This is a genomic window from Pseudarthrobacter sp. Pseusp20, assembly GCF_059492155.1.
This window is the reverse complement of record NZ_CP168521.1, coordinates 596,068-617,327: the sequence shown is the minus strand read 5'-3', so window position 1 is coordinate 617,327 and position 21,260 is coordinate 596,068. Positions and strand designations below refer to the sequence as shown.

General features: G+C 66.3%; 21 protein-coding genes and 1 pseudogene. 8 read left to right on the top strand and 14 right to left on the bottom strand.

Annotation, left to right across the window (positions count from 1 at the left end; genetic code table 11):
* Positions 1-54: 54 nt before the first annotated feature.
* Both malQ and ACEN9K_RS03000 read right to left on the bottom strand, forming a co-directional pair.
* Complete coding sequence (gene malQ, locus ACEN9K_RS03005) at positions 55-2,277, bottom strand: 4-alpha-glucanotransferase (protein WP_134166014.1); 2,223 nt, start codon at positions 2,275-2,277, stop codon at positions 55-57.
* Positions 2,278-2,438: 161 nt separating this feature from the next.
* A complete protein-coding gene (locus tag ACEN9K_RS03000) occupies positions 2,439-3,173 on the bottom strand; it encodes a GAF and ANTAR domain-containing protein (RefSeq protein ID WP_134166011.1) in 735 nt (244 codons plus the stop codon).
* Between the two features lie 177 nt (positions 3,174-3,350).
* Between ACEN9K_RS03000 and ACEN9K_RS02995 the strand changes: the two genes are divergently transcribed.
* A complete protein-coding gene (locus ACEN9K_RS02995) occupies positions 3,351-4,397 on the top strand; it encodes an aldo/keto reductase (protein ID WP_056388212.1) in 1,047 nt (348 codons plus the stop codon).
* A 95-nt stretch (positions 4,398-4,492) separates the two neighbouring features.
* A pseudogene (locus ACEN9K_RS02990) lies at positions 4,493-4,672 on the top strand (DUF3040 domain-containing protein); the annotation flags it as partial.
* On the opposite strand, the gene ACEN9K_RS02985 reads toward ACEN9K_RS02990, so the two are convergent.
* From ACEN9K_RS02985 to ACEN9K_RS02940, 10 genes are all read right to left on the bottom strand, one after another.
* Positions 4,659-5,792: a DMT family transporter gene (locus ACEN9K_RS02985; protein ID WP_495635158.1), complete on the bottom strand. Its 1,134-nt coding sequence runs from the start codon at positions 5,790-5,792 to the stop codon at positions 4,659-4,661. The pseudogene ACEN9K_RS02990 and the gene ACEN9K_RS02985 sit on opposite strands and share 14 nt — an antisense overlap.
* A complete protein-coding gene (locus tag ACEN9K_RS02980; RefSeq protein WP_495635157.1) occupies positions 5,789-6,385 on the bottom strand; it encodes a TetR/AcrR family transcriptional regulator in 597 nt (198 codons plus the stop codon). Before ACEN9K_RS02980 ends, ACEN9K_RS02985 begins: the two co-directional genes overlap by 4 nt.
* A 74-nt stretch (positions 6,386-6,459) precedes the next feature.
* Positions 6,460-7,002, bottom strand: a complete 543-nt coding sequence (locus ACEN9K_RS02975) for a gluconokinase (protein ID WP_018772089.1) — start codon at positions 7,000-7,002, stop codon at positions 6,460-6,462.
* Positions 6,999-8,090, bottom strand: coding sequence for an L-idonate 5-dehydrogenase (locus ACEN9K_RS02970; RefSeq protein WP_495635156.1), 1,092 nt, complete (start codon positions 8,088-8,090; stop codon positions 6,999-7,001). Before ACEN9K_RS02970 ends, ACEN9K_RS02975 begins: the two co-directional genes overlap by 4 nt.
* On the bottom strand, positions 8,090-8,860 hold the full coding sequence (locus ACEN9K_RS02965; RefSeq protein WP_018772091.1) for an SDR family oxidoreductase: 771 nt from the start codon (positions 8,858-8,860) through the stop codon (positions 8,090-8,092). Before ACEN9K_RS02965 ends, ACEN9K_RS02970 begins: the two co-directional genes overlap by 1 nt.
* Positions 8,857-9,798: a 2-hydroxyacid dehydrogenase gene (locus ACEN9K_RS02960; RefSeq protein ID WP_223993511.1), complete on the bottom strand. Its 942-nt coding sequence runs from the start codon at positions 9,796-9,798 to the stop codon at positions 8,857-8,859. Before ACEN9K_RS02960 ends, ACEN9K_RS02965 begins: the two co-directional genes overlap by 4 nt.
* A 45-nt stretch (positions 9,799-9,843) precedes the next feature.
* Positions 9,844-10,599 (bottom strand): SDR family oxidoreductase, encoded by a 756-nt coding sequence (locus ACEN9K_RS02955; protein WP_056388221.1) that lies wholly within the window; start codon positions 10,597-10,599, stop codon positions 9,844-9,846.
* Between the two features lie 136 nt (positions 10,600-10,735).
* Positions 10,736-11,749, bottom strand: coding sequence for a 5-oxoprolinase subunit C family protein (locus ACEN9K_RS02950; protein WP_056388223.1), 1,014 nt, complete (start codon positions 11,747-11,749; stop codon positions 10,736-10,738).
* Positions 11,746-12,477: a 5-oxoprolinase subunit B family protein gene (locus ACEN9K_RS02945; protein WP_056388225.1), complete on the bottom strand. Its 732-nt coding sequence runs from the start codon at positions 12,475-12,477 to the stop codon at positions 11,746-11,748. The genes ACEN9K_RS02950 and ACEN9K_RS02945 overlap by 4 nt, the downstream gene beginning before the upstream one ends.
* A 2-nt stretch (positions 12,478-12,479) precedes the next feature.
* The gene (locus ACEN9K_RS02940; RefSeq protein ID WP_056388227.1) at positions 12,480-13,265 is read right to left on the bottom strand and encodes a LamB/YcsF family protein; all 786 of its coding nucleotides are present in this window, start codon (positions 13,263-13,265) and stop codon (positions 12,480-12,482) included.
* 393 nt (positions 13,266-13,658) lie between these two features.
* On the opposite strand from ACEN9K_RS02940, the gene nac reads away from it, so the two are divergent.
* Together nac and ACEN9K_RS02930 are read left to right on the top strand one after the other, a co-directional pair.
* Positions 13,659-14,621, top strand: a complete 963-nt coding sequence (nac, locus tag ACEN9K_RS02935; RefSeq protein ID WP_134166002.1) for a nitrogen assimilation transcriptional regulator NAC — start codon at positions 13,659-13,661, stop codon at positions 14,619-14,621.
* Between the two features lie 123 nt (positions 14,622-14,744).
* The gene (locus ACEN9K_RS02930) at positions 14,745-14,987 is read left to right on the top strand and encodes a hypothetical protein (protein WP_026266203.1); all 243 of its coding nucleotides are present in this window, start codon (positions 14,745-14,747) and stop codon (positions 14,985-14,987) included.
* A 96-nt stretch (positions 14,988-15,083) separates the two neighbouring features.
* Here the strand turns inward: ACEN9K_RS02930 and ACEN9K_RS02925 are convergent, their stop codons facing one another.
* Together ACEN9K_RS02925 and ACEN9K_RS02920 are read right to left on the bottom strand one after the other, a co-directional pair.
* A complete protein-coding gene (locus ACEN9K_RS02925) occupies positions 15,084-15,779 on the bottom strand; it encodes a 4-carboxy-4-hydroxy-2-oxoadipate aldolase/oxaloacetate decarboxylase (protein WP_223993509.1) in 696 nt (231 codons plus the stop codon).
* Positions 15,780-15,825: 46 nt separating this feature from the next.
* Positions 15,826-17,034 carry an aspartate transaminase gene (locus tag ACEN9K_RS02920; protein WP_495635155.1) on the bottom strand — a complete coding sequence of 403 codons (1,209 nt, stop codon included), beginning with the start codon at positions 17,032-17,034 and terminating at the stop codon, positions 15,826-15,828.
* Positions 17,035-17,336: 302 nt separating this feature from the next.
* On the opposite strand from ACEN9K_RS02920, the gene ACEN9K_RS02915 reads away from it, so the two are divergent.
* The 4 genes from ACEN9K_RS02915 (at position 17,337) to ACEN9K_RS02900 (ending at position 21,260) form a co-directional block, all read left to right on the top strand.
* Complete coding sequence (locus tag ACEN9K_RS02915) at positions 17,337-17,900, top strand: hypothetical protein (RefSeq protein WP_261377410.1); 564 nt, start codon at positions 17,337-17,339, stop codon at positions 17,898-17,900.
* 322 nt (positions 17,901-18,222) lie between these two features.
* The gene (locus ACEN9K_RS02910; protein ID WP_056388237.1) at positions 18,223-19,602 is read left to right on the top strand and encodes an MFS transporter; all 1,380 of its coding nucleotides are present in this window, start codon (positions 18,223-18,225) and stop codon (positions 19,600-19,602) included.
* A 353-nt stretch (positions 19,603-19,955) separates the two neighbouring features.
* Positions 19,956-20,816 carry an SDR family NAD(P)-dependent oxidoreductase gene (locus tag ACEN9K_RS02905; protein WP_223993504.1) on the top strand — a complete coding sequence of 287 codons (861 nt, stop codon included), beginning with the start codon at positions 19,956-19,958 and terminating at the stop codon, positions 20,814-20,816.
* A 144-nt stretch (positions 20,817-20,960) separates the two neighbouring features.
* Entirely contained in the window at positions 20,961-21,260 is a 300-nt protein-coding gene (locus tag ACEN9K_RS02900) for a DUF4193 domain-containing protein (RefSeq protein ID WP_018772148.1), read from the top strand.

Here is a 21,260-nt window from a genome sequence, read left to right as displayed (position 1 = left end):
GCAACAGGCCCCGCCGCTTACAAAAGCGGCGGGGCCTGTTGCCTTGAGAACCGCTTAGGCCCGGTGCAGGGCTCCCTCCACCGCCGCGAGCAGCGAGTTGAACCGCTTGTTGGCGGGGAGGTCATCAAGGTAGACGGGTTTGCCGTCCGGCCCACCCAGGGGCACCTGCCAGTTGGGGTACAGGGCTTCTGTGGTTCCGGGCTGGTTCTGGACCCTCCGCTCCCCCACCGCATCCACCAGGGCCACGCCGAGCAGGACCGACGGCGCCTGGGCCAGCAGCAGGTGCAGCGCCTCGATGGTGTGCTCCTCGGACGGCTGCCCCTCCACGCCGCCGGCGGCGCCCTCGGAGAGGTACCCGCGCTCGCGCAGCAGGGCGAACATCTTCTCCAAAGACGCGTTGTGCTCCGCGCGCTCCTCCTGCTCGGACCGTTCCAGCAGCCCCAGCCGGCTTCGGAGCCCCACATGGTCCCCGGCAAGGTAGCCGGCGGTGGGTGGCAGGTCGTGGGTGTTGACGCTGGCGAGCGCCTGCGTGCGGTACTTTTCGGGCGCAAGGGGCGAATCGCCGTCGTACTCAAACCACAGGATGGACGTGCCCAGGATCCCCCGGGCCGCAAGGTAGTCACGCACCCAGGGCTCGAAAGTGCCCAGGTCCTCCCCGATCACCACGGCACCGGCGCGGTGCGCCTCGAGCGCGAGGATGCCGATCAGGGCCTCGTGGTCGTAGCGGACGTAGGCGCCATCCCCCGGAGCGTTCCCCATGGGGATCCACCACAGCCGGAAGAGTCCCAGGATGTGGTCCACGCGGATGCCGCCGGCATGCCTGAGCACGTTGGCCAGCATGTTGCGGAACGGTTCATATCCGGCCTCGGCCAGGCGTGCGGGGTGCCATGGGGGCTGGCCCCAGTCCTGCCCCTGCTGGTTGTACATGTCAGGAGGTGCGCCCACGCTGGTGTTCGGGGTCAGCACGCCGCGCAGCGTCCAGGCGTCGGCACTGCTGTGGTCCACGCCTACTGCAAGGTCGTGCACCACGCCCAGCCGCATCCCCGACCGGAGCGCGGCCCTCTGGGCGTTCTCGAGCTGCTCGTCGCAGATCCACTGCAGCCAGCGGTGGAACCCGATCCGGTCCGCCAGCTTCTCCCGGAGGGCTTCGGCTTCCGGTGTTCCGATGGCGCACTCCGGGTCCGTCCACAGGGGGTCGTCCGGCGCCAGGTCCTCGCGGATGGCTGACCAGAGCGCGAAGTCCTCCAGGCCGCGGCCGGAGCTGCGGCAGAACTCATCGAAGGCGGCCTGCCGGGCCGGTGAACGGCGCGTGTGATAAAGCATTTCCAGCGCCTGCAGCTTGGCCGCGTACACGGCATTGCGGTCGAGGCGGGTGCCTTCCCGGTTCAGCCATGCCACTTCCTCGTGCAGCTTTTCCAGCGCCGCACGTTTCCGCGGCCGGAGGTATGCCAGCTCGGGAATGGCCTCGATGCGGATGTACAGCGGATTGAAGAACCGGCGGGTGGACGGCGAGTAGGGCGACGGCTGGACCGGCGGTACCGGCTCGGCCGCGTGCAGCGGGTTGACCAGCACGTAGTCGGCGCCGCGCGCACCACTGATCGCGGCCAGGTCCGCCAGGTCCGCAAAGTCGCCGATGCCCCACGACCGCTTTGAGCGGACCGAATACAGCTGCGTGGCCAGCCCCCAGCCGCGGCGTTCCTCCAGCGGCTTTGCCGTGGCCAGCCGCGCAGGGGTTACCACCAGGGCGGCGCTGGCCATAGCGCCCTCCGACTCGACATGCAGCGTGTGCCAGCCCAAGGGCAGGTCCTGGGGAAGGGCGAAGGTGGCACGTCCGGTGGAGACGCCGTCCACCTCCCGGGGCTGGACCCAGACATCCTGCTGGACCGCTTCGCGCTGTCCGGTTCCACCTTCCAGGGTGACGGTCAGGCGCGCGGTGGCGCCGTCGCGCACGTGGACCGGCACTTGGGCCGGTTCGCCCTGCTTAATGACGACGGCGGGCGGCAGCATCCGCCGCCACGGCGCCAGTTCGGCTTCGGCCAGGGCAGCCTCAATGTGACTGTTGGTGTGTGCCTCAACACCGAGGGCTGCCAGCACCTTGACCAGCGTCTCCTGGGCAACGGAATGCGGCAGCCCATCCCAGCCCTGGAAGGACGTACCCACACCATGCGCGTCGGCCAGCTGCTGCAGCAGGTGCGGATCGACTGGCCCGGCCGCAGCGGCGGGAGGGCCTGCTGGGATCGCTGGGCCTGGTGCGTGCTGCTGGTCTGAAGCCGTCATGGGTGTCCGCCTCGTCTGTGATGGTCCCGGAACTTACAGTGCTGTTGTACCGGGCGCTGACACCCCCGTGCACAACCGTTGGTTCAGATTATTGCAGGGCGGCGCGGAGGCGAAACCGGGACGGCATCCAGGCGGATCAGGACGGGTTCCGGAGGTGGACGTTACGGATCGAAGTGCGTGGTCACGGCTCCGTCGCTGACCCGGCCGATGACTCCCGCTGCAAGGTCCCGCAGCTTCTGGTTCCGGTGGCTGGACGCCTTGGTGAGCAGCGCCATGGCTTCATCCTGGCTGCACCGGTTCTGGGCCATGATCACCCCGCACGCCAGGTCGATCGTGGTGCGGTTGGCCATTGCGGCCCTCAGGTCGTCCGCCAGGTTCTGGGCGTCGGCGATCCGCAGTGCCAGCCTCAATGCGCGGCCCGCGAGGTCAGCAAACCCCTCAGCCCTGCGAACGACTTCGTCAGCGAAGACGTCCGGTTCCGAAGCGAAAAAATTCAACGCGGCGGACTGGTGCCCGTCCAGGGCAAGCGGGACGCCCAGGACGCTGCGGCAGCCGTTCTCGGCCAGCAGCTTCTGGTACTTGGGCCAGCGGGTATCGGTCTCCACATTGGAAAGGATGACGGGCTTCATGGCCTCCAGCGCCGCAATGCACGGACCTTCACCCAGGACCTGCTCCAGCTTGTCCAGGACAACGGCGCGTTCACTGCTGCCCGCAATGGTGGCACTGCGTTTGCGGCGCTGGAGGGTCACGCCGCACTCGACGAACACGCCCGCGTCCTCGCTGACGGCGGAGGCTGCAACAGAGGACAGCTCAGTCAGGAAATCAGCAACATTGCCGCTGCCCATGATGATGTCATGCAACTGGACGAACTGGTCGTCACTATTGGAGGAGCCCATCCCTCAATATAGGCGCTATGGAGTGCCGCGTGCGCGCCACAAAACGTCATTTGCGGGGCGCCGGTTACTCCGTACGACGAAAAGAGAAGGACTAAGGCGGGAATCTGTGGCGGCCTGCCGAATCTGTGTAGCCTCGTGACGATCCAAGGCACGGCAACTGAATGGAGGAGGCCGCAGATGAGCCTGAGCGAACTGCGGGTGTTCGGACGGTCGGGAACCCCCATCAGTCCCCTCACCCTTGGCACCATGAACTTCGGCGAGGGGAACGGCAGCTCCCAGGGAGCCCCCACCGGCGCGGACGAGAGCATCCGGATCATCCATGAAGCCCTGGACGCCGGCATCACCGCAATCGACACCGCTGACGTCTACTCCCAGGGTGAGTCCGAACAGGTGGTGGGCCGGGCCCTCCGCGGCCGCCGGGACGATGTCTTCCTGGCCACCAAGTTCCACGGCCAGATGAGCCCCAACCCGGCGCACTCCGGGAACTCGCGGCGCTGGATCACCCAGGCCGTGGAGGGCAGCCTCCGGCGCCTGCAGACGGACCGCATCGACCTGTACCAGGCGCACCGGCCGGACTACAACACCGACGTCCTGGAGACCATCACCACCCTCAACGACCTGATCCGCCAGGGCAAGATCCTGTATTACGGGACCTCGGTGTTCACGCCGGCCCAGCTGGTGGAGGCCCAGTGGCTGGCCACCACAAACCATCTGATCCCGCCGCTGGGCAACCAGGTTCCGTACTCCATGCTGGTCCGCGGCAACGAGCGGGACGTCCTGCCCATCGCCCAGCAGTATGGCCTGGGCGTGCTTGCCTACGGCCCACTCGCGGGCGGTTGGCTGTCCGGCAGCTTCGTCCTCGAATCGGGCAAGCCGCCCACCCGGGTCCACACACTGCCCGGCCGGTACGACATCTCCGGGCCATCCAGCGAGCGGAAGCTGCTGGCCGCGGACTCGCTGGCCCGGCTGGCGGACAAGCTGGAAATGTCCCTGGTGGACCTGGCCGTGGGGTTTGCCCTGACCCATCCCGCCATCAGCAGCGTGATCATCGGCCCGCGCAGCGAGGAACACCTCCGGGCGTACCTGCGCGCGGCGGATGTCCAGCTGGGCGAGACCGTACTGGATGCCATCGACGACCTGGTGCCGCCGGGAACCAACTTTGTGGAGCGGGACGCGGGCGCAATCGTGCCGTCCATCGAGTTCGCGGAATTACGACGCCGGTAGGCGGCTTCCAGCCCGGACCCCGGACTATTGACTAACCGGTGGAAGGCTCCTACGGTCGATACCGATACCGCCGCCCAAGGAAGCCGGGGCCTGCCATGCCAATGTCCGATGAGGAGCGACGCCTGCTCAAGGAGCTGGAACTGGGGCTGATCGCGGACGATCCCCACCTGGCCATGGAACTGCTGTCCGGCTATCCGGCACGCCGTTTCCCCGCAGGCCTGTTCCCGGGCATGGCGGCGGCACTGATTGGTGTGGTGCTCATTATCGCGGGGGCCGGGCTGCCGGCTCCCGGTGCGGTGGTGCTAGGGATTCTGTTGCTGGGGCTGGGCGCCTGCCTGCTGCTCGGTCCCACGGTGCTGGCCCGGAGCGGCGGCCGGCAGACCACCGGCTAATGGCCGGGTTGGTGCACCTGCGCGGCCCCCCGGGTGCCGCAGCAGTTTGCCGCCGCGGCGCCAGGATGAACATGCTTGCCAGGACGACGGCGGCGCCAAGCCAGGCAAGTGCTTGGAGCCGTTCTCCCACCACGAGCACGGCCAGGACGGCGGCCACCACGGTTTCGAGCAGCGAGATGCCGGTGGCCGTGCTCGCCCCTACCCGGGCCAGGCCCCACCCGAACAGCAGGTACCCGGCAAACATGGGGACCGCCGCCATGTAGGCGCCGACGCTGGCGCTGGTCCAGGACTCCAGCAGCGGGCGTCCCGTTGCGGCAAGGACAGGCACCAGGAGGAGCCCGCCGAGTCCGAACACGGCGCCCATGGCCGCCCGTGAAGAGACCCCGTCACCGGTCAGCCGGTGTGCCGCCCAGGAGTACAGAGCATAAGTAGTTCCGGCCAGCAGCCCCAGCAGGATTCCCGCCGTCGGCGCCAAGGAAGTCAATGTCAAGGAAGTCGAGTTCCAGGAATCAGCCCCGGCGCCAGCAGCCCCGTGTGCGGGTGCTGCCGGCGAGTGCCCGGCAAGGGACAGCAGGGCTGCGCCGCCAATTCCCAGCAGCGCCCCGAGAATCCAGCGTCGGCTCAGCGGCTTCCCGTCCGCGAAACGTTCGATCAGGGCGGCCGCTACCGGAGCTGAACCGATGGAAACCACCGTACCCACGGCCACTCCGGAGAGGCGCATGGAACTGTAGAAGGCCAGGGGGTAGACAGCAACCGCCACGGCACCGAGAGATACCAGGCGCCATCGCGCAAGCAGGCTGCCTGACTGAACGGCAATGTGCCGTGCGGCGTACAGTGCCTGCATCAGTCCGCCCAGCCCCATTGCCACCGCGCCGATGGCCAGTGGGCTCACGGCGGGCGCGAAGGTGGCCGCTGTTCCGGTGGTTCCCCAGAGGATGGATGCCGCCACTATGGAGAGCGCTCCCCAGGGCTGGGCCTGCTGATGGTTTGGCTTGTTGTTCACAGGTCGTCCAGCAGTTGCCCGGCGATGGCCCGGGCTTGCCGCAGCGGCACGTCGCCGCCCTCCAGGCCTGCCCTGGCCATGGCACCTTCGAGGAGGAAGGCCAAGTGGGCGGCAACGGCAGGCGCCTGCCCCTCCCTCCCGGGCAACAGTGCCGTGACGTGCCGGGCCAGGAGTTCCTGCACTTCCTCCTTGTGGAGCCGCACTGCAGTCCGCCCGGGGTCCCCTGCGGGCAGTTCAGCCGCCGCGTTGAGCAGCCCGCAGCCGCGGAATCCGTGCTGGTAGGCGGCATTTGCGTGGTCGAGGTAGGCGTCGAAGACCGCCAGTGCCTGCTCCGACGGGGTCCCGGCCTTTTCCAGCCGCGTCCGGTAAAGGCCGAGCCACTCCTCATGCCGTGCTTCCAGGTAGGCGGCCACGAGGTCCGTTTTGGACGTGAAGTTGTTGTAGAGGCTTTTTTTGGCAACGCCCGCCTCGGCAGTGATGGTGTCGATCCCGGTGGCCGCAACGCCGCGGGCATAGAAGAGGCGTGCGGCGGCGTCGAGCAGCAGGTCCCGGGCGGGGCGGCGGCTGGTCGCCGAAGCGCGTGACACAGGCATGGGGCTCCTTGCGGTGGTAGTAGGTAGGCCAGTCTACCTACTACCACCACAAGGGCGGAACACCCGTTTGTGAATCAGGCGGTGCGGACCGCCTTAGCGGACACGGCCTGGAGCTCCGTGGCCAGCCGTTCCACCAGGAGTTCCGGGGGCTCGGTGATATCGGCCAGGAGGTGGGCCTCGTCCTCGTCCAATTCCTCCAAGGCTGCGAACTGGGATTCCAGCAGGGTCCGCGGCATGAACTCGTGGGCGCGGGCTTCCATCCGCGCGCCAATGGTGCCCGCGCTTCCGGTCAGGTGGATGAAGACAACATCCGGCGCTGCGCTGCGCAGCAGGTCCCGGTAGCGGCGCTTCAACGCTGAGCAGGCGACGATAGGCGGGACTGTTGTGACGCCGTCGGCCTTTCCTGCGAGCAGCTCCCCCAGCGTGCCAAGCCAGGGCTCCCTGTCAACGTCCGTGAGCGGTTTGCCGGCGCCCATTTTCTGCTTGTTGGCGGCCGGATGGAAATCGTCGCCATCGAAGAATGGCATGTCCAGGCGCAGGCCCAGCAGGGAGCCCATGGTGGATTTCCCCGAGCCGGACACGCCCATCACCACCAGGGGCGGCAACGGGGCGTTCACCGTCCCTCCCCGTTCCCGTCGAAGCTGAGGAGGACTTTGCCGGAACTGGTGGAGTCCTTGGCCACCTCGAAGGCGTGCAGGGCGTCCTCCACGGGGTATTGGTGGGTGATGACGGGGTCGATGTGCAGTGACCCGTCGGCAAGCGCCGCGATGACCTCGTCGATTTCGTCGTTGAAGCGGAAGGAGCCCTTGAGGTCCAGTTCGCGGGTGATGGCCAGCGAGATGGGTAGCGGCTGCATGCCGGTGGGCAGCAGCCCCACCATCACCACGGTCCCGCCCCGCACCGCGCCGCGGATGGCGGAGGCCAGTCCGTGGTGGTTGCCGGAGGATTCGATCACCACGTCCGCCTCCACGGCGGCGATCGCTTCCGTGTCTGCGGCGTTGATGACCTGGTCCGCGCCGACGGCCTTGGCGATCTCCAGCGGCTTGGGATGGAGGTCCACAGCGGTGATGTGCGCTGCACCGGCGCGTTTGAGGACCGCGACAGCGAGGGCACCGATGGGGCCGGACCCGATCACCAGCGCGGTCTTCCCGGCCACGTCCCCGGCGCGGGAGACCGCGTGCCAGGCCACGGACGCGGGTTCGACCAGGGCGGCCGTGCGCAGGTCGATGCCCTCGGGCAGGGCCCGCAGCATCCGGACGGGCAGGTTCACGTACCGGCTGAAGGCGCCGTCGGTGTGCGGGTAGCGGGCGGCGCTGCCCAGGTAGGTGCAGCCGGGTGAGAGGTTGGGCCGGTCCGCGGGGTACCTGGCCGCGCCAGGTCCCGGGGTGGCGGGGTGGACGGCGACGGCGGTTCCGGGCTGCGGTCCCTGGCCGTTGGCGGCGGCGCGGACCACCAGGCCGGAGATTTCGTGGCCCAGGACCAGGGGTGCCTTCAGGATGGATTCCCCGGCCGCGCCGTGCAGCCAGTAATGCAGGTCTGAGCCGCAGATGCCGCCGTACAAGACCTCGACGACGGCCTGGTCATCCGCCGGCAGGGCCAGCGGGACCTCATCGATCCGGAGGTCCCCGGCGGCGTGGGCCACCACGGCCGGCCCGGAGGCGGGCAGCGTGTTGGGGCCTGGCTGGACGGGTGTGTTCGCGGGCATCAGACCACCACCGTCATTCCGCCGTCGATGAAAATGGTCTGGCCGTTCACGAAGTCCGACCCGTCCGAGGCCAGCCAGACCACGGGCCCGGCCAGGTCCTTCGGCGTGCCCCAGCGGTGGGCCGGGGTGCGGCCCAGGATCCAGGTATTGAACTGTTCGTCGTCCACCAGGTTCTGCGTCATCTCGGTGTGGATATACCCCGGCGCGATCCCGTTGACCTGCAGGCCGGAAGCGGCCCACTCGGCCGTCATGGCCCGGGTGAGGTTCCGCAGCCCGCCCTTGGCGGCAACATACGGGGCGATAGTGGGGCGGGCCAGGTCCGTCTGCACCGAGCAGATGTTGATGATCTTGCCCCGGCCGCGCGGAATCATGTGCCGGGCCGCCTCCCGCCCCACCAGGAACGCACTGGTCAGGTCCGTGGAAATGACCCGCTCCCAATCCGCCACCTCAAGGTCCAGCATCGGCACCCGGTGCTGGATCCCGGCGTTGTTCACCAGAATCTCCAACGGACCCACGTGCTCTTCGATCCACGCGATGCTGCGGGCTGCCGCCTCGCCGTCGGTGACGTCAAACGCGATGCTGGCGATGCGGCCGGCCGGGAAGTCGGCGGCGAGCGCGGCTTCGGCTTCCTTGAGCCGCTCCGGGTTGATGCCATTCAGCACAACCGTGGCACCGGCGTCGGCCAGTGCCCGGGCGAGTGACGAGCCGATGCCGCGGCTGGAGCCGGTGACCAATGCGACGCGGCCGGTGAGGTCAAACAGTGAGCTCATGCGAACGGTCCCTGCTGCACCAGGTTGACCGGGGTGTCGCCGGCGGCGAGGGCCTCAAGCTGCCGTTTCAGGAGTTTCAGGATCCGTGGTTCGAACGCTGAGGCGTTGCCGCCAACGTGGGGGGTGATGAGGGCGTTCTCCGACGACCAGAGCGGGTGGCCGGCGGGCAGCGGTTCGGGGTCGACAACGTCGATGGCGCAGTGCAGGCGGCCGGACACCACTTCAGCCGTTAGGGCGTCGGTGTCGATCACGGCGCCGCGGCCGACGTTGACCACCAGGGCGCCGTCCGGCAGGGCGGCCAGGACCTTGGCTCCCACCAGGTGGTGGGTCGCCTCGGTGAGGGGAAGGACGGAGACCAGGATGTCGTGGCCGGCGGCGAGCGCCACGAGTTCATCCGGACCGTGGACCTGGCCGTCCGCATCGGTCCGTGCGGCGCTTCCCACCCGGGTCAGTGTGACTTCGAAGGGCTCCAGGCGGCGGGCCAGCTCCTTCCCGATTCCGCCGATGCCCAGCAGCAGGACCTTCCGGTCGGCCAGCGACTGGCGGCGTTGCGGGTTCCAGCGTTCGGCCTGTTGATCGCGGGCGGCCTGGTCGATGCCGCGGAGCTTGGCGAGGATGAGGCCAACGGCCAGCTCCGCGGTGGCAGCTGCATGGACGCCCGAGGCGTTTGCCACGGCGGCGGCCGGACCCGCTGCCTCGCGGACGCCGTCGAACCCTGTTGACTGAGTTTGCACGAACTTCAGGTCCGGGACCTTGCCAAGGTTCGCCAGGACCGCACCGGCATTGAGGTACGGCAGGATGACCCCGTCGATGCTTCCGTGGGCCTCGTCAGGGGCCCCCTGCATGTCCCACACCACTCCCGTCAGTCCCTCCGGGAGCGGGGACAAATCGGCCAGGAGCTGGGGTTCGGGGAAACTGACGGTTTGCACGTGCTGCATCGTTGAAGGCCTATCGGTTGGTGGGAAGGTGCTGCGGGCGGATCGTTATGCGTCGCGGCGGTCGAAGGTCAGTCCGCCGGGGACCTGGAAGGTGGGCATGAGCTCGAGCATGCCCACATTCACGTGGCGCGGGGTTTCAATGGCGTAATCAAGGGCATTGACGATGTCGTCCGTGGTGAGCGACTCGTAGCCCTCGTAGTAGGTCTGCCAGGCTTCTTCCATGGCCTCGGGGCTGCCGCCCAGGTTGCGGCCGAAGATTTCGGTCTCCACCCGGCCGGGGCAGATTTCGGTGACGCGGATGCGCTTGCCGACCGTGTCGTTGCGCAACTGCCGGGAGATCTGGTGCACGGCGGCCTTGGTGGCGTGGTACGCGGTGTGGCCGTAGAAGTTGTAGAGCCCGGCGATCGAACTGATGTTGACCACGTGGCCCAGGTCCCGCTCCACCATGCCGGGCAGCACCAGCCGGGTGAGCTGCAGCAGGCCGCGGAGGTTGACGTCGATGAGTTCGTCGATGTCCTGCTCGGAGGAGTCCAGGATGTTGCCGGTCCGGGAGACCCCGGCGCAGTTCACCAGGACGTCCACCTTGAGGTCGCGGACGACGCCGGCCAGGCCGGCGGTGTCGGTCAGGTCCACCACATGCGGGACTGCTCCCGTGCGGTCGGCCAGTTCGGCGAGGCGTTCCTCGTTGCGGGCCACCGCGTGCACGGTCAATCCGCGCTTGGCGAGACGTTCGGCGATGGCCGCGCCCATGCCGGTGGACGCTCCGGTGACGAGGGCTGTGGTGTAGTCGGAAAAAGGCACAGGGACTCCAATAAGTGGTAAATGGCGGGGCTCTTAGGTCCGGCAATGGGCTGGGCGTAGTGGTTGGCAGGGGGTTAGGGATCGCGTAGCGGTTTGTGGGTGCGGTCCCGGGCGGTGGGACGGGCATTCATGATGTTCAGGCTCCTGACGCCGGGCTGAGTTCGTGCCAGCGCTGGCCGGCGCCGACCCCCAGGAGTCCAAAGACTGTGTTCACGGTGTTCCGGAGTCTGTCCAGCTCCAGGCAGGCTGTGCGGTGCATGGCTGTTGCTTCAGCCACGGTTGTCTTTCTGAAGGTGACGGTGTGTCCGGGCCTGGACTGTGCCAGGACATCCAGGGAGCGGCTTGTGACGACCCCCAGGACCGGATAGCCCGCCGTAACGCCGCGTCCCCGGTGCAGGACCAGCAGTTCGTCCCGGGACGGAACCTCGATGGCCCCCACCGGGACACCGCGGGAGAGGACCTCGGAGGTGAGTTGGCGTTCGGGAAGTGCGCCGCCGAGCCGGAGTCCGATGTGGTTGCTTCGGGGGCTCACGGTGTACTGCGTGGTGAAAAGCAGGTCTGCGGTGTCGCCGAATTCGGCTACGTCCGGCCCGTCGGTGACGTCGATGACCGGGTGGGTGGTGAATTCCGGCTTTGCCAGCCCCAGCCGGAACAGGGGCAAGCCGAAGTATGGCTGAGTGAGGGGCGCGGTGGTCTTTTGCGTTGCAAGCCGGGTGCCCTCAACAAGTTTCAGTCCGAAGCCCACCACCGTGTCCGGTGCGCAACTGCCCAGCAGCGTGGGGACAGTGAAGGATCCGCGGACGGCGATGTAGGCCCGGAGACCGGTGCGGATTCCGCGGACCGCCACTGTTTCGCCGGCCCGTACGGAGACGGGCTCCCACTGGGGGCAGTCGCGGCCGCCCACCGAGAGGTCCAGCGGCGCGCCGGTCACGGCGATCAGCAGGTCCGTGGTGGCGCGCATCCTGAAGTCCAGGGCGGTTAGTTCCAGCAGCGGATCGTTGTCCCCGTTGCCGGCCAGGATGTTCGCGGCCTTGGCCGAAAACTGGTCCAGGGCGCCGTTGACGGGAAGTCCGAATGCAGGACCCTTCGTCCGGCCAAGGTCGGTGACGACGGAGTGTCCGGGCTGAAGGACGATAAGTGACCCGGTCATGGCCGGGCCTCCAGGAACTGCCCCTCGTACTTTCCGAAGTCCTCCGCGGGAATGCGGTAGAAGCGCAGTTCATCGCCGGGGACGTAGGGCACCAGGGGTTCGCGTGCTGCGTCCAGGACCGTAAGGGGGGTCTGGCCGATGACGCACCAGCCTCCTGGTGCGACGGCGGGCGCGATCACGGCTTGGCGTCCGGCCACGGATACTGCACCGGCGGGTACGGACAGCCGCGGGTCTTTGAGCCTGGGGACGGGGACCGGGAAGTCTGGTCCGTCCATCATGGGCGAGCCTGCCGGCGCTCCGAGGCAGCGGATGACGTAGGTCTTGGCCGTGTGCCGGGCGATCACGTCCTGGACGTCCAGGCCCTGGTGCTCTGCCACGCTTTCCAGGTCCGGCCCGTAGCTGCCCCCGTACACGACCGGTACCTCGAAGCGGCGCGGCTCGCGCAGGGTGGTGCCAACAAAGTCCAGCTGGCGCATCCCCAGGAGGATGAACGCCCTGACCTGGCGGGCGGAGGTGAGGTAGGGGTCGAATTCGACCAGGACGGAGTCGTAGGTGGGAACGGCGCCATGGATGCCTTCGACGCCGGCGGTCGCCAGCCAGCCGGCCAGGGAGTGGACCGTGGCCCAGTTGGCTTCTGCGTCACCGGCCTGTGCCACCACACGCAGGGCGGCGTCGCCTGACTCGTAGATGTCCAGCATTGTCCGGCTGGTTGTCGTTGGGGCGGCCATGGTCAGGAAACCTTTTGCTTTGCGGCGAGCACTTGTGCCAACGGGGCAATGGTGACGCCTGCGGCGATCAGTTCGCTGCGAACCAGGCGGGCAAGTTCGACGGCGCCCGGATTGTCGCCGTGGAGCAGCACCGTGTCGGCATGGATGGCGATGTCGCTGCCGGAGACTGTTTCGATGAGTCCTTCGGTCACCATCCGCACAGTGCGCCGGACAATGACGGAGGGGTCGTGGATCACGGCGCCGGGCCGGCTGCGCGGCACCAGAGTACCGTCATCCTGGTAGGCGCGGTCCGCGATGCCAACGATGGCCACCCGCAGGCCGCGCTCCGCCGCCGCAGTGGCGAGTTCACCGTCCTGCGCCAGGATGATCAGCTTCGGGTCCACCCGGGCGGCGGCATCTGCTACGGCTCGGGCGTAGTCCGCGCGGGTGGCCACCAGGTTGCCCAGGCGGCCGTGGGGAGCCAGGTGGGAGACGGTACCGCCGTGGTAGGCGGCAAACGCCGACAGGGCACCCAGCTGGTAGATCACATCGTTGCGGACTTCGTCAGCCGTGAGGTCCATGGCCCGGCGGCCGAAGCCGCGAAGATCCGGGAAGCTCGGGTGGGCGCCGATGCCGACTCCCGTCCTGACACATTCAGCCACGGTGGCGTCCATGATGTCAGGGTCCCCCGCGTGGAAGCCGCAGGCGATGTTGGCGCTGGAGACGATTTCCAGGAGGGCGTTGTCGTCGCCGATCGAGTAGGCGCCAAAACCTTCACCAAGATCCGCTACGAGATCAACTGTGGGCATTGCGGGCCTTCCTCTGCTGGTGCTGCGGGTGTAAATCAGTGTGGCATCGGGATTGGAGCCACACAAAGACGAATGCGGTATCACGCTATAGGGAACAGTTATGACCTTTAGGGGCGCTATTGGCGACCCCGAAAAATTCAAGCGGCCCTTATTTCGTAACAACAAGACTGGCTTTTCCAACAAATTTTTTCCTGCTTATGCACAAAACATATGCCGGCATCAAAACCGGCGATGGCTTGGGCCGGGATAGAATGATCTGGTCATTGGAAAAGTCATCTGCAATTAACCTATGCCCGAGACTCGGATCACACAAAGACGTATTGCCTGTCCCGCCATAGCGCCAACGTATGACCCCGCATGCTGTGCCGTCCCCGGCTGGAAAAGAGGAGCGCTATGGACACCCGGAAGCTGGCGTACTTCGTGAAGATCGTCGACTCAGGAAGCATCACCAAGGCGGCCGCCGCCCTCCACGTCGCCCAGCCGGCGCTGAGCCAGCAGGTGTCGGCCCTGGAAACGGAGCTGAAGCAGCGGCTCCTGATCCGGAGCAAGCAGGGCGTGGAGCCCACGGCGGCCGGCCATACCCTCTACCGGCACGCCCAAACCATCCTGCGCCAAGTGGAGCAGGCAAGGATCGATGTGGCAGCTTCAGGAGCGGCACCTTCCGGGCGCGTCTCCATAGCAATCGCTCCCTACAGCATGGCCTCAAGCCTTACCCCGCGGATTATCCGCGAAGTAGGGCGGCGCTACCCCGACATCGTGCTGCACCTGACGGAGATATACGGCGGCGTACTCAGCGAGGCCATCAAGAACGGGCGGCTGGACATGGCCCTCATCTATGAACCGGGGCCCATCCGGGGTGTGCAATTCACCACCCTCATCGTCGAGGACCTGTACCTGGTGGTCAACGCCGCGCGGGAGCTTCCGGTGGATCCCGGGGCCGGCACCATCGCCCTGGAAGCGGCGGCCACGCTGGGCCTGTTCCTGCCCGAACGGATCCACACCCTCCGCCAGGTGGTGGAGGCGGGCTTCGACAGCAAGGGCCTCACGCTGCACCTGGTGGGGGAAGTGGAATCGGTGCCGTCCCTGACCCGGCTGCTGCGCAGCGACCTGGGTGCGACCATCCTGCCAAAGTCGGCCGCGGATGCCCTGTTCCATGAGGAGGACTTCCGGGTCCTGCGGATCACCGGGCCTGCACTCCAGTGCAAGATCGCGCTGTGCACTCCGGACCACGAACCGCTCTCTGAGGCCGGTTCCGCCGTTCTGCTGGTGCTGAAGGAAATGCTCCAGGAAATGCTGCGCAGCAAATACCAGCCGCTTTCCAGCGAAACACCCTCAGCTGGCGCGGGCGCATCATAAGCGGCCCTTATCAGGTCACGCTCCATTAGTCTTAGCCATGGAATTTGCTGCGTCCTAGGATAAAAGCCATAAAGGTTCGCCAACGGCGTTTACCCGGCACAAATGATTCCCTTGGAGCCCAGCATGAAAAAGATCACCAGCCTGCAATACCGGAAATCCTCGGAACGAAGGATCCAGCTTAAGGCCAGCACCGGTTCGCATTGCCCCACCAATGGTTTCTGGCGGGCCGAGGACGGCGCTGCCTCGGATCCGGTGTTTGTCTTCGAGGGCAGCATGATGCCGCCGGGCAAGCGGGGATCCACCATGTGGTACCTGGATGACTCCCAGGTGGGGCCGCCTGCGTACCTTCTTCCCGGGATCAACTGAGGTGGCTTGAACCACCGCCCCGCCGGCGGCCAAGAGAAGGCCCGGAGTTCCAAAAGGAACTCCGGGCCTCTGTGGTTTAACCCCATCGGTGTGAAGCTACAGCGCAGGTTCCAATTCGGCGTCCTCCACCAGCAGCCCCTTGGCCTTCAGGACCTCGGTCAGCTTGCACAACTCGATGGTGGTGCCACCCTCCTTGTAGCGGCGGATGAGGTCGTCCTCAGCGTCCACGCGTGCCTGCGACAGCCTGATGACTTCCTCGATCTCATCCTTGCGGACCACCACCACACCGTCGGCATCACCCAGCAGGACATCGCCCGGGTAGACAATTTCGTCGCCGAACACCAGGGGATGGTTGATCGGGCCAATGGTTTCCTTGACGGTCCCCTTGATGCAGACACTGCCGGAGAACACCGGCAATCCGAGTTCAATCAGGTCCTTGGTGTCGCGGACGCCTGAATCCGTAACCATACCCGCCAGGCCTTTCGCCTTCATGGCGTTGCCCAGCACATCGCCGAATGTCCCGGCTTCCTCGTACTCACCGGCTGCCACCAGGACAACGTCGCCCTGCTTGGCGTAGTGAATGGCCACCTGAAGCATCAGGTTGTCCCGCGGTGCACAGACCACGGTGACGGCGGGGCCGCAGAAGGACATGCTGCGGTCAATCGGCTTGATCTTCGAACTCAGCGCACCTTTGCGGCCCTGGGCTTCATGCACGGTGGCAGATGAGAACTTGGAGAGCCGCTGAACGGCATCTTCGGAAGGGCGGTCGAATTTCGTTTTGACATGGATCATGAGGTGCTCCTGTTTTGTAGAAAGCGTGGGCAAAGCAGTGATTGGGTCAGGCCAGCGCCCTGACGGCCTTTTCGATGGCAGCGATGGAATCCTCGATCACCGGCAGGCCGGTGGCATAGGAAATCCGGAAGTAGGGGCTTAGTCCGTACGCCGAACCCTGGATGACGGCAACGGACGCCGCTTCCAGGAGATGCAACGTGAAGTCCTCGTCGTTGCTGATCCGCCTGCCGTCGGGTGTCGTCTTGCCGATGACCCCGGCGCAGTTGACGTACGCGTAAAAGGCGCCTTCCGGCGTCGCGCACTGCAGGCCATTGACCGCGTTAAGCCCGGCGACTGCCGCATCACGCCGTTCGCGGTACACCTCCACGCTTTCGCGGACGAACGCATGGTCTCCGGTGAGTGCCGCGGCGGCAGCCGCCTGGCTGATCGAGGACGGGCAGGAGGACATTTGGGACTGCAGCTTGTTAATGGCAGCCACCAGGGGCGCCGGGCCGCCGGCGTAACCCAGCCGCCATCCGGTCATCGCGTAGGCCTTGGAGACCCCGTTGGTGACCAGCACGCGGTCCTTAAGCTCAGGGGCAACGGCCACGAGACCCGTTATGGGCTCTTCGCCGAAGTGGATCTCGTCGTAGATCTCATCGGTGAGGACATAGACGTCAGGGTGGTCCTTGAGGACGGCGGCCAGGCCTGCCAGTTCTTGGCGGGAGTAGACCGCTCCGGTGGGGTTGGAGGGCGTGTTGAGGATGACCCACTTGGTGTGCTCCGTCAGTGCGCCTGCCAGTGCCTCGGGGGATAGTTTGAAACCGGTGTCCTCACCACAGGAAACGATGACGGGGGTGCCTTCGTTGGCGAGCACCATGTCCGGGTAGGAGACCCAGTACGGCGCTGGAATGACAACTTCGTCGCCCGGATCGAGGGTGGCCATGAACGCGGTGAAGATGACCTGCTTGCCGCCTCCCCCGATGGTGATTTCGCCGGCGGTGTACTGCTGCCCTGTTTTGCGGTGCAGCGTCTGCAGGATGGCCTTTTGCAGTTCGGGCGTCCCGGTGACCGATGTGTACTTGGTTTCACCACGGTCGATGGCCGCGACGGCAGCGTCCTTGATGTGCTGGGGCGTGTCGAAGTCCGGCTCGCCGACCGTCAGGTCCAGGATCCGGCGGCCCTCGGCCTTGAGCTCCCGGACACGGGCCGCCGCGGCAACGCTGGGTGAGGATTTGATACGGGTTACGCGTGATGCGGGCACGAATTCAGGCATGGTGTCTTCCAGGCTTCCGGTACGGATGGGGGTGGTTCATTTGAGCCTAGGGAAGGAGCCGCCCCCTTGGATAAGACCTAAAGTGCGTGGACAGATAAGCAGCCCTTATGACGGAGCACCTAGAACTTTCGCCTATTGCTCCAAGTACTTTCGGTATTGCCCTGCCGGTTTGACCGGGGCGTAACCTGCAGGGTGGATAACGGGCCCAATGAAGGCACACCGCCGGCCCCCGCGACGCCTCCACGTCCGACGGGCGGGAAGCCGCGCGGGCAGGCGAACACCAACGGAGACAAGGAGCAGAGGTGCCCGGCAGAAAAATTCACGATCGGATACCTCCGCGTTCAGCCAGGACCGGCACGGGCGCGGCCGGCGTGGCAGCGTACCGGTACCGCGGCGTCCCGAAGCCGGACCCCGCCACGGCCCGAGCCCAACAAGTCCTGGCCATGCTGGCCCAGCTGAGGACGACCCTCGCACTTCGGTCCAGCAGGGTACGTGCCCTCACCGCCGAGTTGGGTGATTGCCTTGCCCAGGCCGTGTGCGATGGCGTGAAGGTTGCCGCCGTCGCGAAGGCCGCCGGACAGCCTGCAGCAAGTATCCGGTCTGCCGCGCTGGCACGCGGCGAGCTGTACCCGTCCGGCCAAACCCGGAGCGGGCATCTTCACCTCATTGCGGGATTGGCTTCAGAGCTGGCGGCAGCAGAAGGCGCCCGGAACGACGCGGAAGAACAACGAACGCAGGTTCTGGCCCTGGCCAGGAAATCCCGGCTCCTTGACGACTACCAACTTGCCGGGGCAAGCGGGCTTAAGTCCGACGAAATCCGCAAAATGACCAGGGGCGTCGGCTTGCGTGTGGCCCAGCCGCAGTAATCGTCCCGCCTGATCCCCGGCCGGCGGGCCGGCGGGCCTTCCGCCCTCCCATCCCCGTCCCACGGCGAGCTTCCGTGTTGTCCAAGGTCTCCGGTCCTTCGACTCCAAGCCATAACAAATCGCTATGTAGGTACATAAAAGCCGACTTTGTGTGACCCATACCGCAAACGTTAACTTGATGTTTGAGGCCGGTCCGCAAAGCCGTAAACACGATTTGCGAGAGAGCTCACAGCAGGACCAACAGGACATTCCACTCAAGATCTCTTTCCGAGAGCCCAGGTTTAGCGGCAACCGGTGCTCACCCATCACCCACGGAGACGAAATGACAGAAACCACACTTCCCAGGAAGACCCCGGTCAAGGCCGCAATCGCGGCCTGGATCGGTACGACGTTGGAGTACTACGACTTCGCGGTGTACGGCACCTCGTCGGCGCTGGTTCTGAACGTGCTCTTCTTTTCACCCGAGCTGCCCCAGGGCCTCAGCGTACTGCTCGCCATGATCACCTTCGCGGTCGGCTACGCGGTGCGCCCCCTCGGCTCCCTCATCCTGGGGCCGCTGGGCGATCGTCGCGGCCGCAAGTTCGTCATGATGATCACACTGTTCGGCATCGGCGGCTGCACCTTCCTGATCGGGTGCCTCCCCACATACGCCCAAATCGGGCCTCTTGCTCCAGTCCTGCTCGTGCTGATCCGCGTCATCCAGGGACTGTGCCTTTCCGGCGAGCAGCCCAGTGCCATCACCATGAGCCTGGAGCATGCTTCCGAAGGCCGGCGCGGGTTCCTCGCGAGCTTCACCACCTTGGGTTCCTCCTCCGGCACGCTGCTTACCCTGCTGGTCTTCATCCCGATCGCCGCCATGCCCTCGGAGCAGTTGCTGAGCTGGGGTTGGCGGCTGCCGTTCTGGGCCTCCGCCCTCGTAGTCGTCGCTGCCTACCTGATCCGCCGCCACATCGAGGAGCCGCCGGAGTTCGTAAAGGCCCAGGCCGCCAAGGTGAACGTTGCTCCCCTCCGGCATCTTCTGCGCTTCCACTGGCGTGCGGTGCTGCGGATCGTGTTCTGCGCCCTCATCGCGGGCACGAGCTACATGATGCAGACCTTCTCGGTGGCATTCGGTACCGCCGGATACAAGCTGGATAAGCCGACCATGCTCCTGACGACTACCGTCTCGGCCGTGATCGCCCTCGGCATCACGCCCCTCGCAGGATTCCTTGTGGACAAGATCGGCCGCAAGACGATGTTCCTCATCGCAACGGGCGGCGTGGGCGTCACGATGGTCCCCTACCTGTGGTCAATCACGACCGGGAACTGGTCGCTGATCTTCCTGTTCGGCATCATCAACTACTCCCTCTTCTACTCAATGGTGAACGCGTCCTGGCCGTCATTCTTCGCGGAGATGTTCCCCGGCCGCCTGCGCGTCTCCGGACTCGCCCTTGGGACTCAGGTCGGCTTCGCCATCTCGGGCGTCATCGGCCCCGTTCTCTCGACAGCCCTCGCTGGCCCCGACCTGAAAGATTGGGTCGGACCGTCCATGGTCGCGCTCGGGTTCATGGTCCTGGCCGGAGCCTCAGCCCTGACCGCCAAGGAGACCAAAAAGTACACCCTCAAGGAGCTCGACGAGGTGCAGCAGAGCGAACGGGAAACGTCCGTCCTCACGGCCGCGGCCATGTCCCCAAGCTCAGCTGCCCGCGGCCTCGCCGGTTAGACCCAAAAGCTGGATGACGGGATATCTCCCTTGAGATGATCACGGACTCGCTGAACGTCCCACAACGTTGATTCAGTTGTGAACAAGTGAAGACCTCTTAGTGACGGCACCAACAGCCAACCACTAAGAGGTCTTCCTGTCGCCAGGGCCGCTCCGGCTGGCTGCAGCACGCCAACCAAAACTTCAACGGCCGCGGCCACCGGCCCGAAGCACGACGGGATCCGCAAGCTGACCAGGGGCATCGCTGCACCGTAACGGCCCGGGCACCTGAGTCCGGTCCGGAAGGCTCTGGCCAGATCTACCGGATAGTGCTGGGATAGTCCCGGAACACGGACTCGCTGGAGGCGATGGGCATGGCACGGTTGAACGGGCGTATTGCGTTGGTGACCGGTGCCACCGGTGGGATCGGGCGGGCAGTGGCTGCCGGCCTTGCCCGCGAAGGCGCAACTGTCGTGGTGGTGGGCCGGACCGTGGCGCGTGCCCAGGCGGCGATGGCCGATATCCGGACCCGCGTTCCGGGCGCGGAGCTTGAGCCGCTGGCCTGCGACCTGTCACTGCAGTCTTCCATCCGCTCTGCCGTGGACGGGTTCCGCTCCCGTCACGGCAGGCTGGATGTGCTGGTGAACGCGGCCGGCGTGTTCCGCAAGGAACGCCTTGAAACTGCCGAAGGGCTGGAGCTCACCTTCGCCACCAACGTGATGTCCTACTACCTGGTCACCGGGCTCCTGCTGGACGATCTCGGGAAGGGTGCGTCCGCCGCCCTGCCGTCGCGCGTCATCAACATCGCGTCCAAGTACGGCAATGTCCGGATCCCCTTCGATGACCTGCAGACGGCGAAGGGGAAATACAGCTTCCTCCGTTCCACGCCGCCCACCATGCTGGGCCGGGTCCTCCTGACCCAGGAATTCGCCGCCAGGCTGCGTGGAACAGGGGTGGTGGTCAACGCCGTCCATCCCGGACTGGTGAAGAACACGGGGCTGTTGCAGGACGTGGGCGGCCCGTTCCGGTGGATCACGAACACCCTGGGAAAGTCGGCAGAGAAGGCTGCCGACACGCCGCTCTGGCTGGCAACCTCACCCGAGACGGCGGTGCTGACCGGCAAGCTGTGGGCAGGCCGGAAAGAGCTTCCCACCCCCGGCATGGGTTCTGACCCGGAGGCGCGGCGGCGGCTGTGGGACGCCTGTGCCGGTCTGGCGGGGACTGACTTCCGGTGAGCGCCACCGTTCATGCCCGCCGCACGGGCCGCATGCCGGGGCGGCGCCGGATGCCGGGGCACGGGAATTTGTTGCCCGCGTCCGGCGTTGTCGATCTGTCCAGAACAATCTGGACATCAGCAGCTGGACAGGAGAACACACCACATGTCAGTTGACTACGACGCTCCACGGGTCACGCCCGAGGAAGAGCCGAACGTCGCCCTGGAGGAGCTGAAGTCCGATAAGTCCGGCCGCCGGGAGGCAGCTCCCGACATGGACGAAACGGACCTGGCGGACAGCTTCGAGCTGCCCGGCGCGGACCTCTCCAACGAGGAACTCCTCATTCAGGTGGTCCCGGTGCAGGCAGACGAATTCACCTGTATGTCCTGCTTCCTGGTCCACCACCGCAGCCAGTTGGCGCGCGAGAAGGATGGCAAGAAGTACTGCAAGGAATGTGAGGGCTAG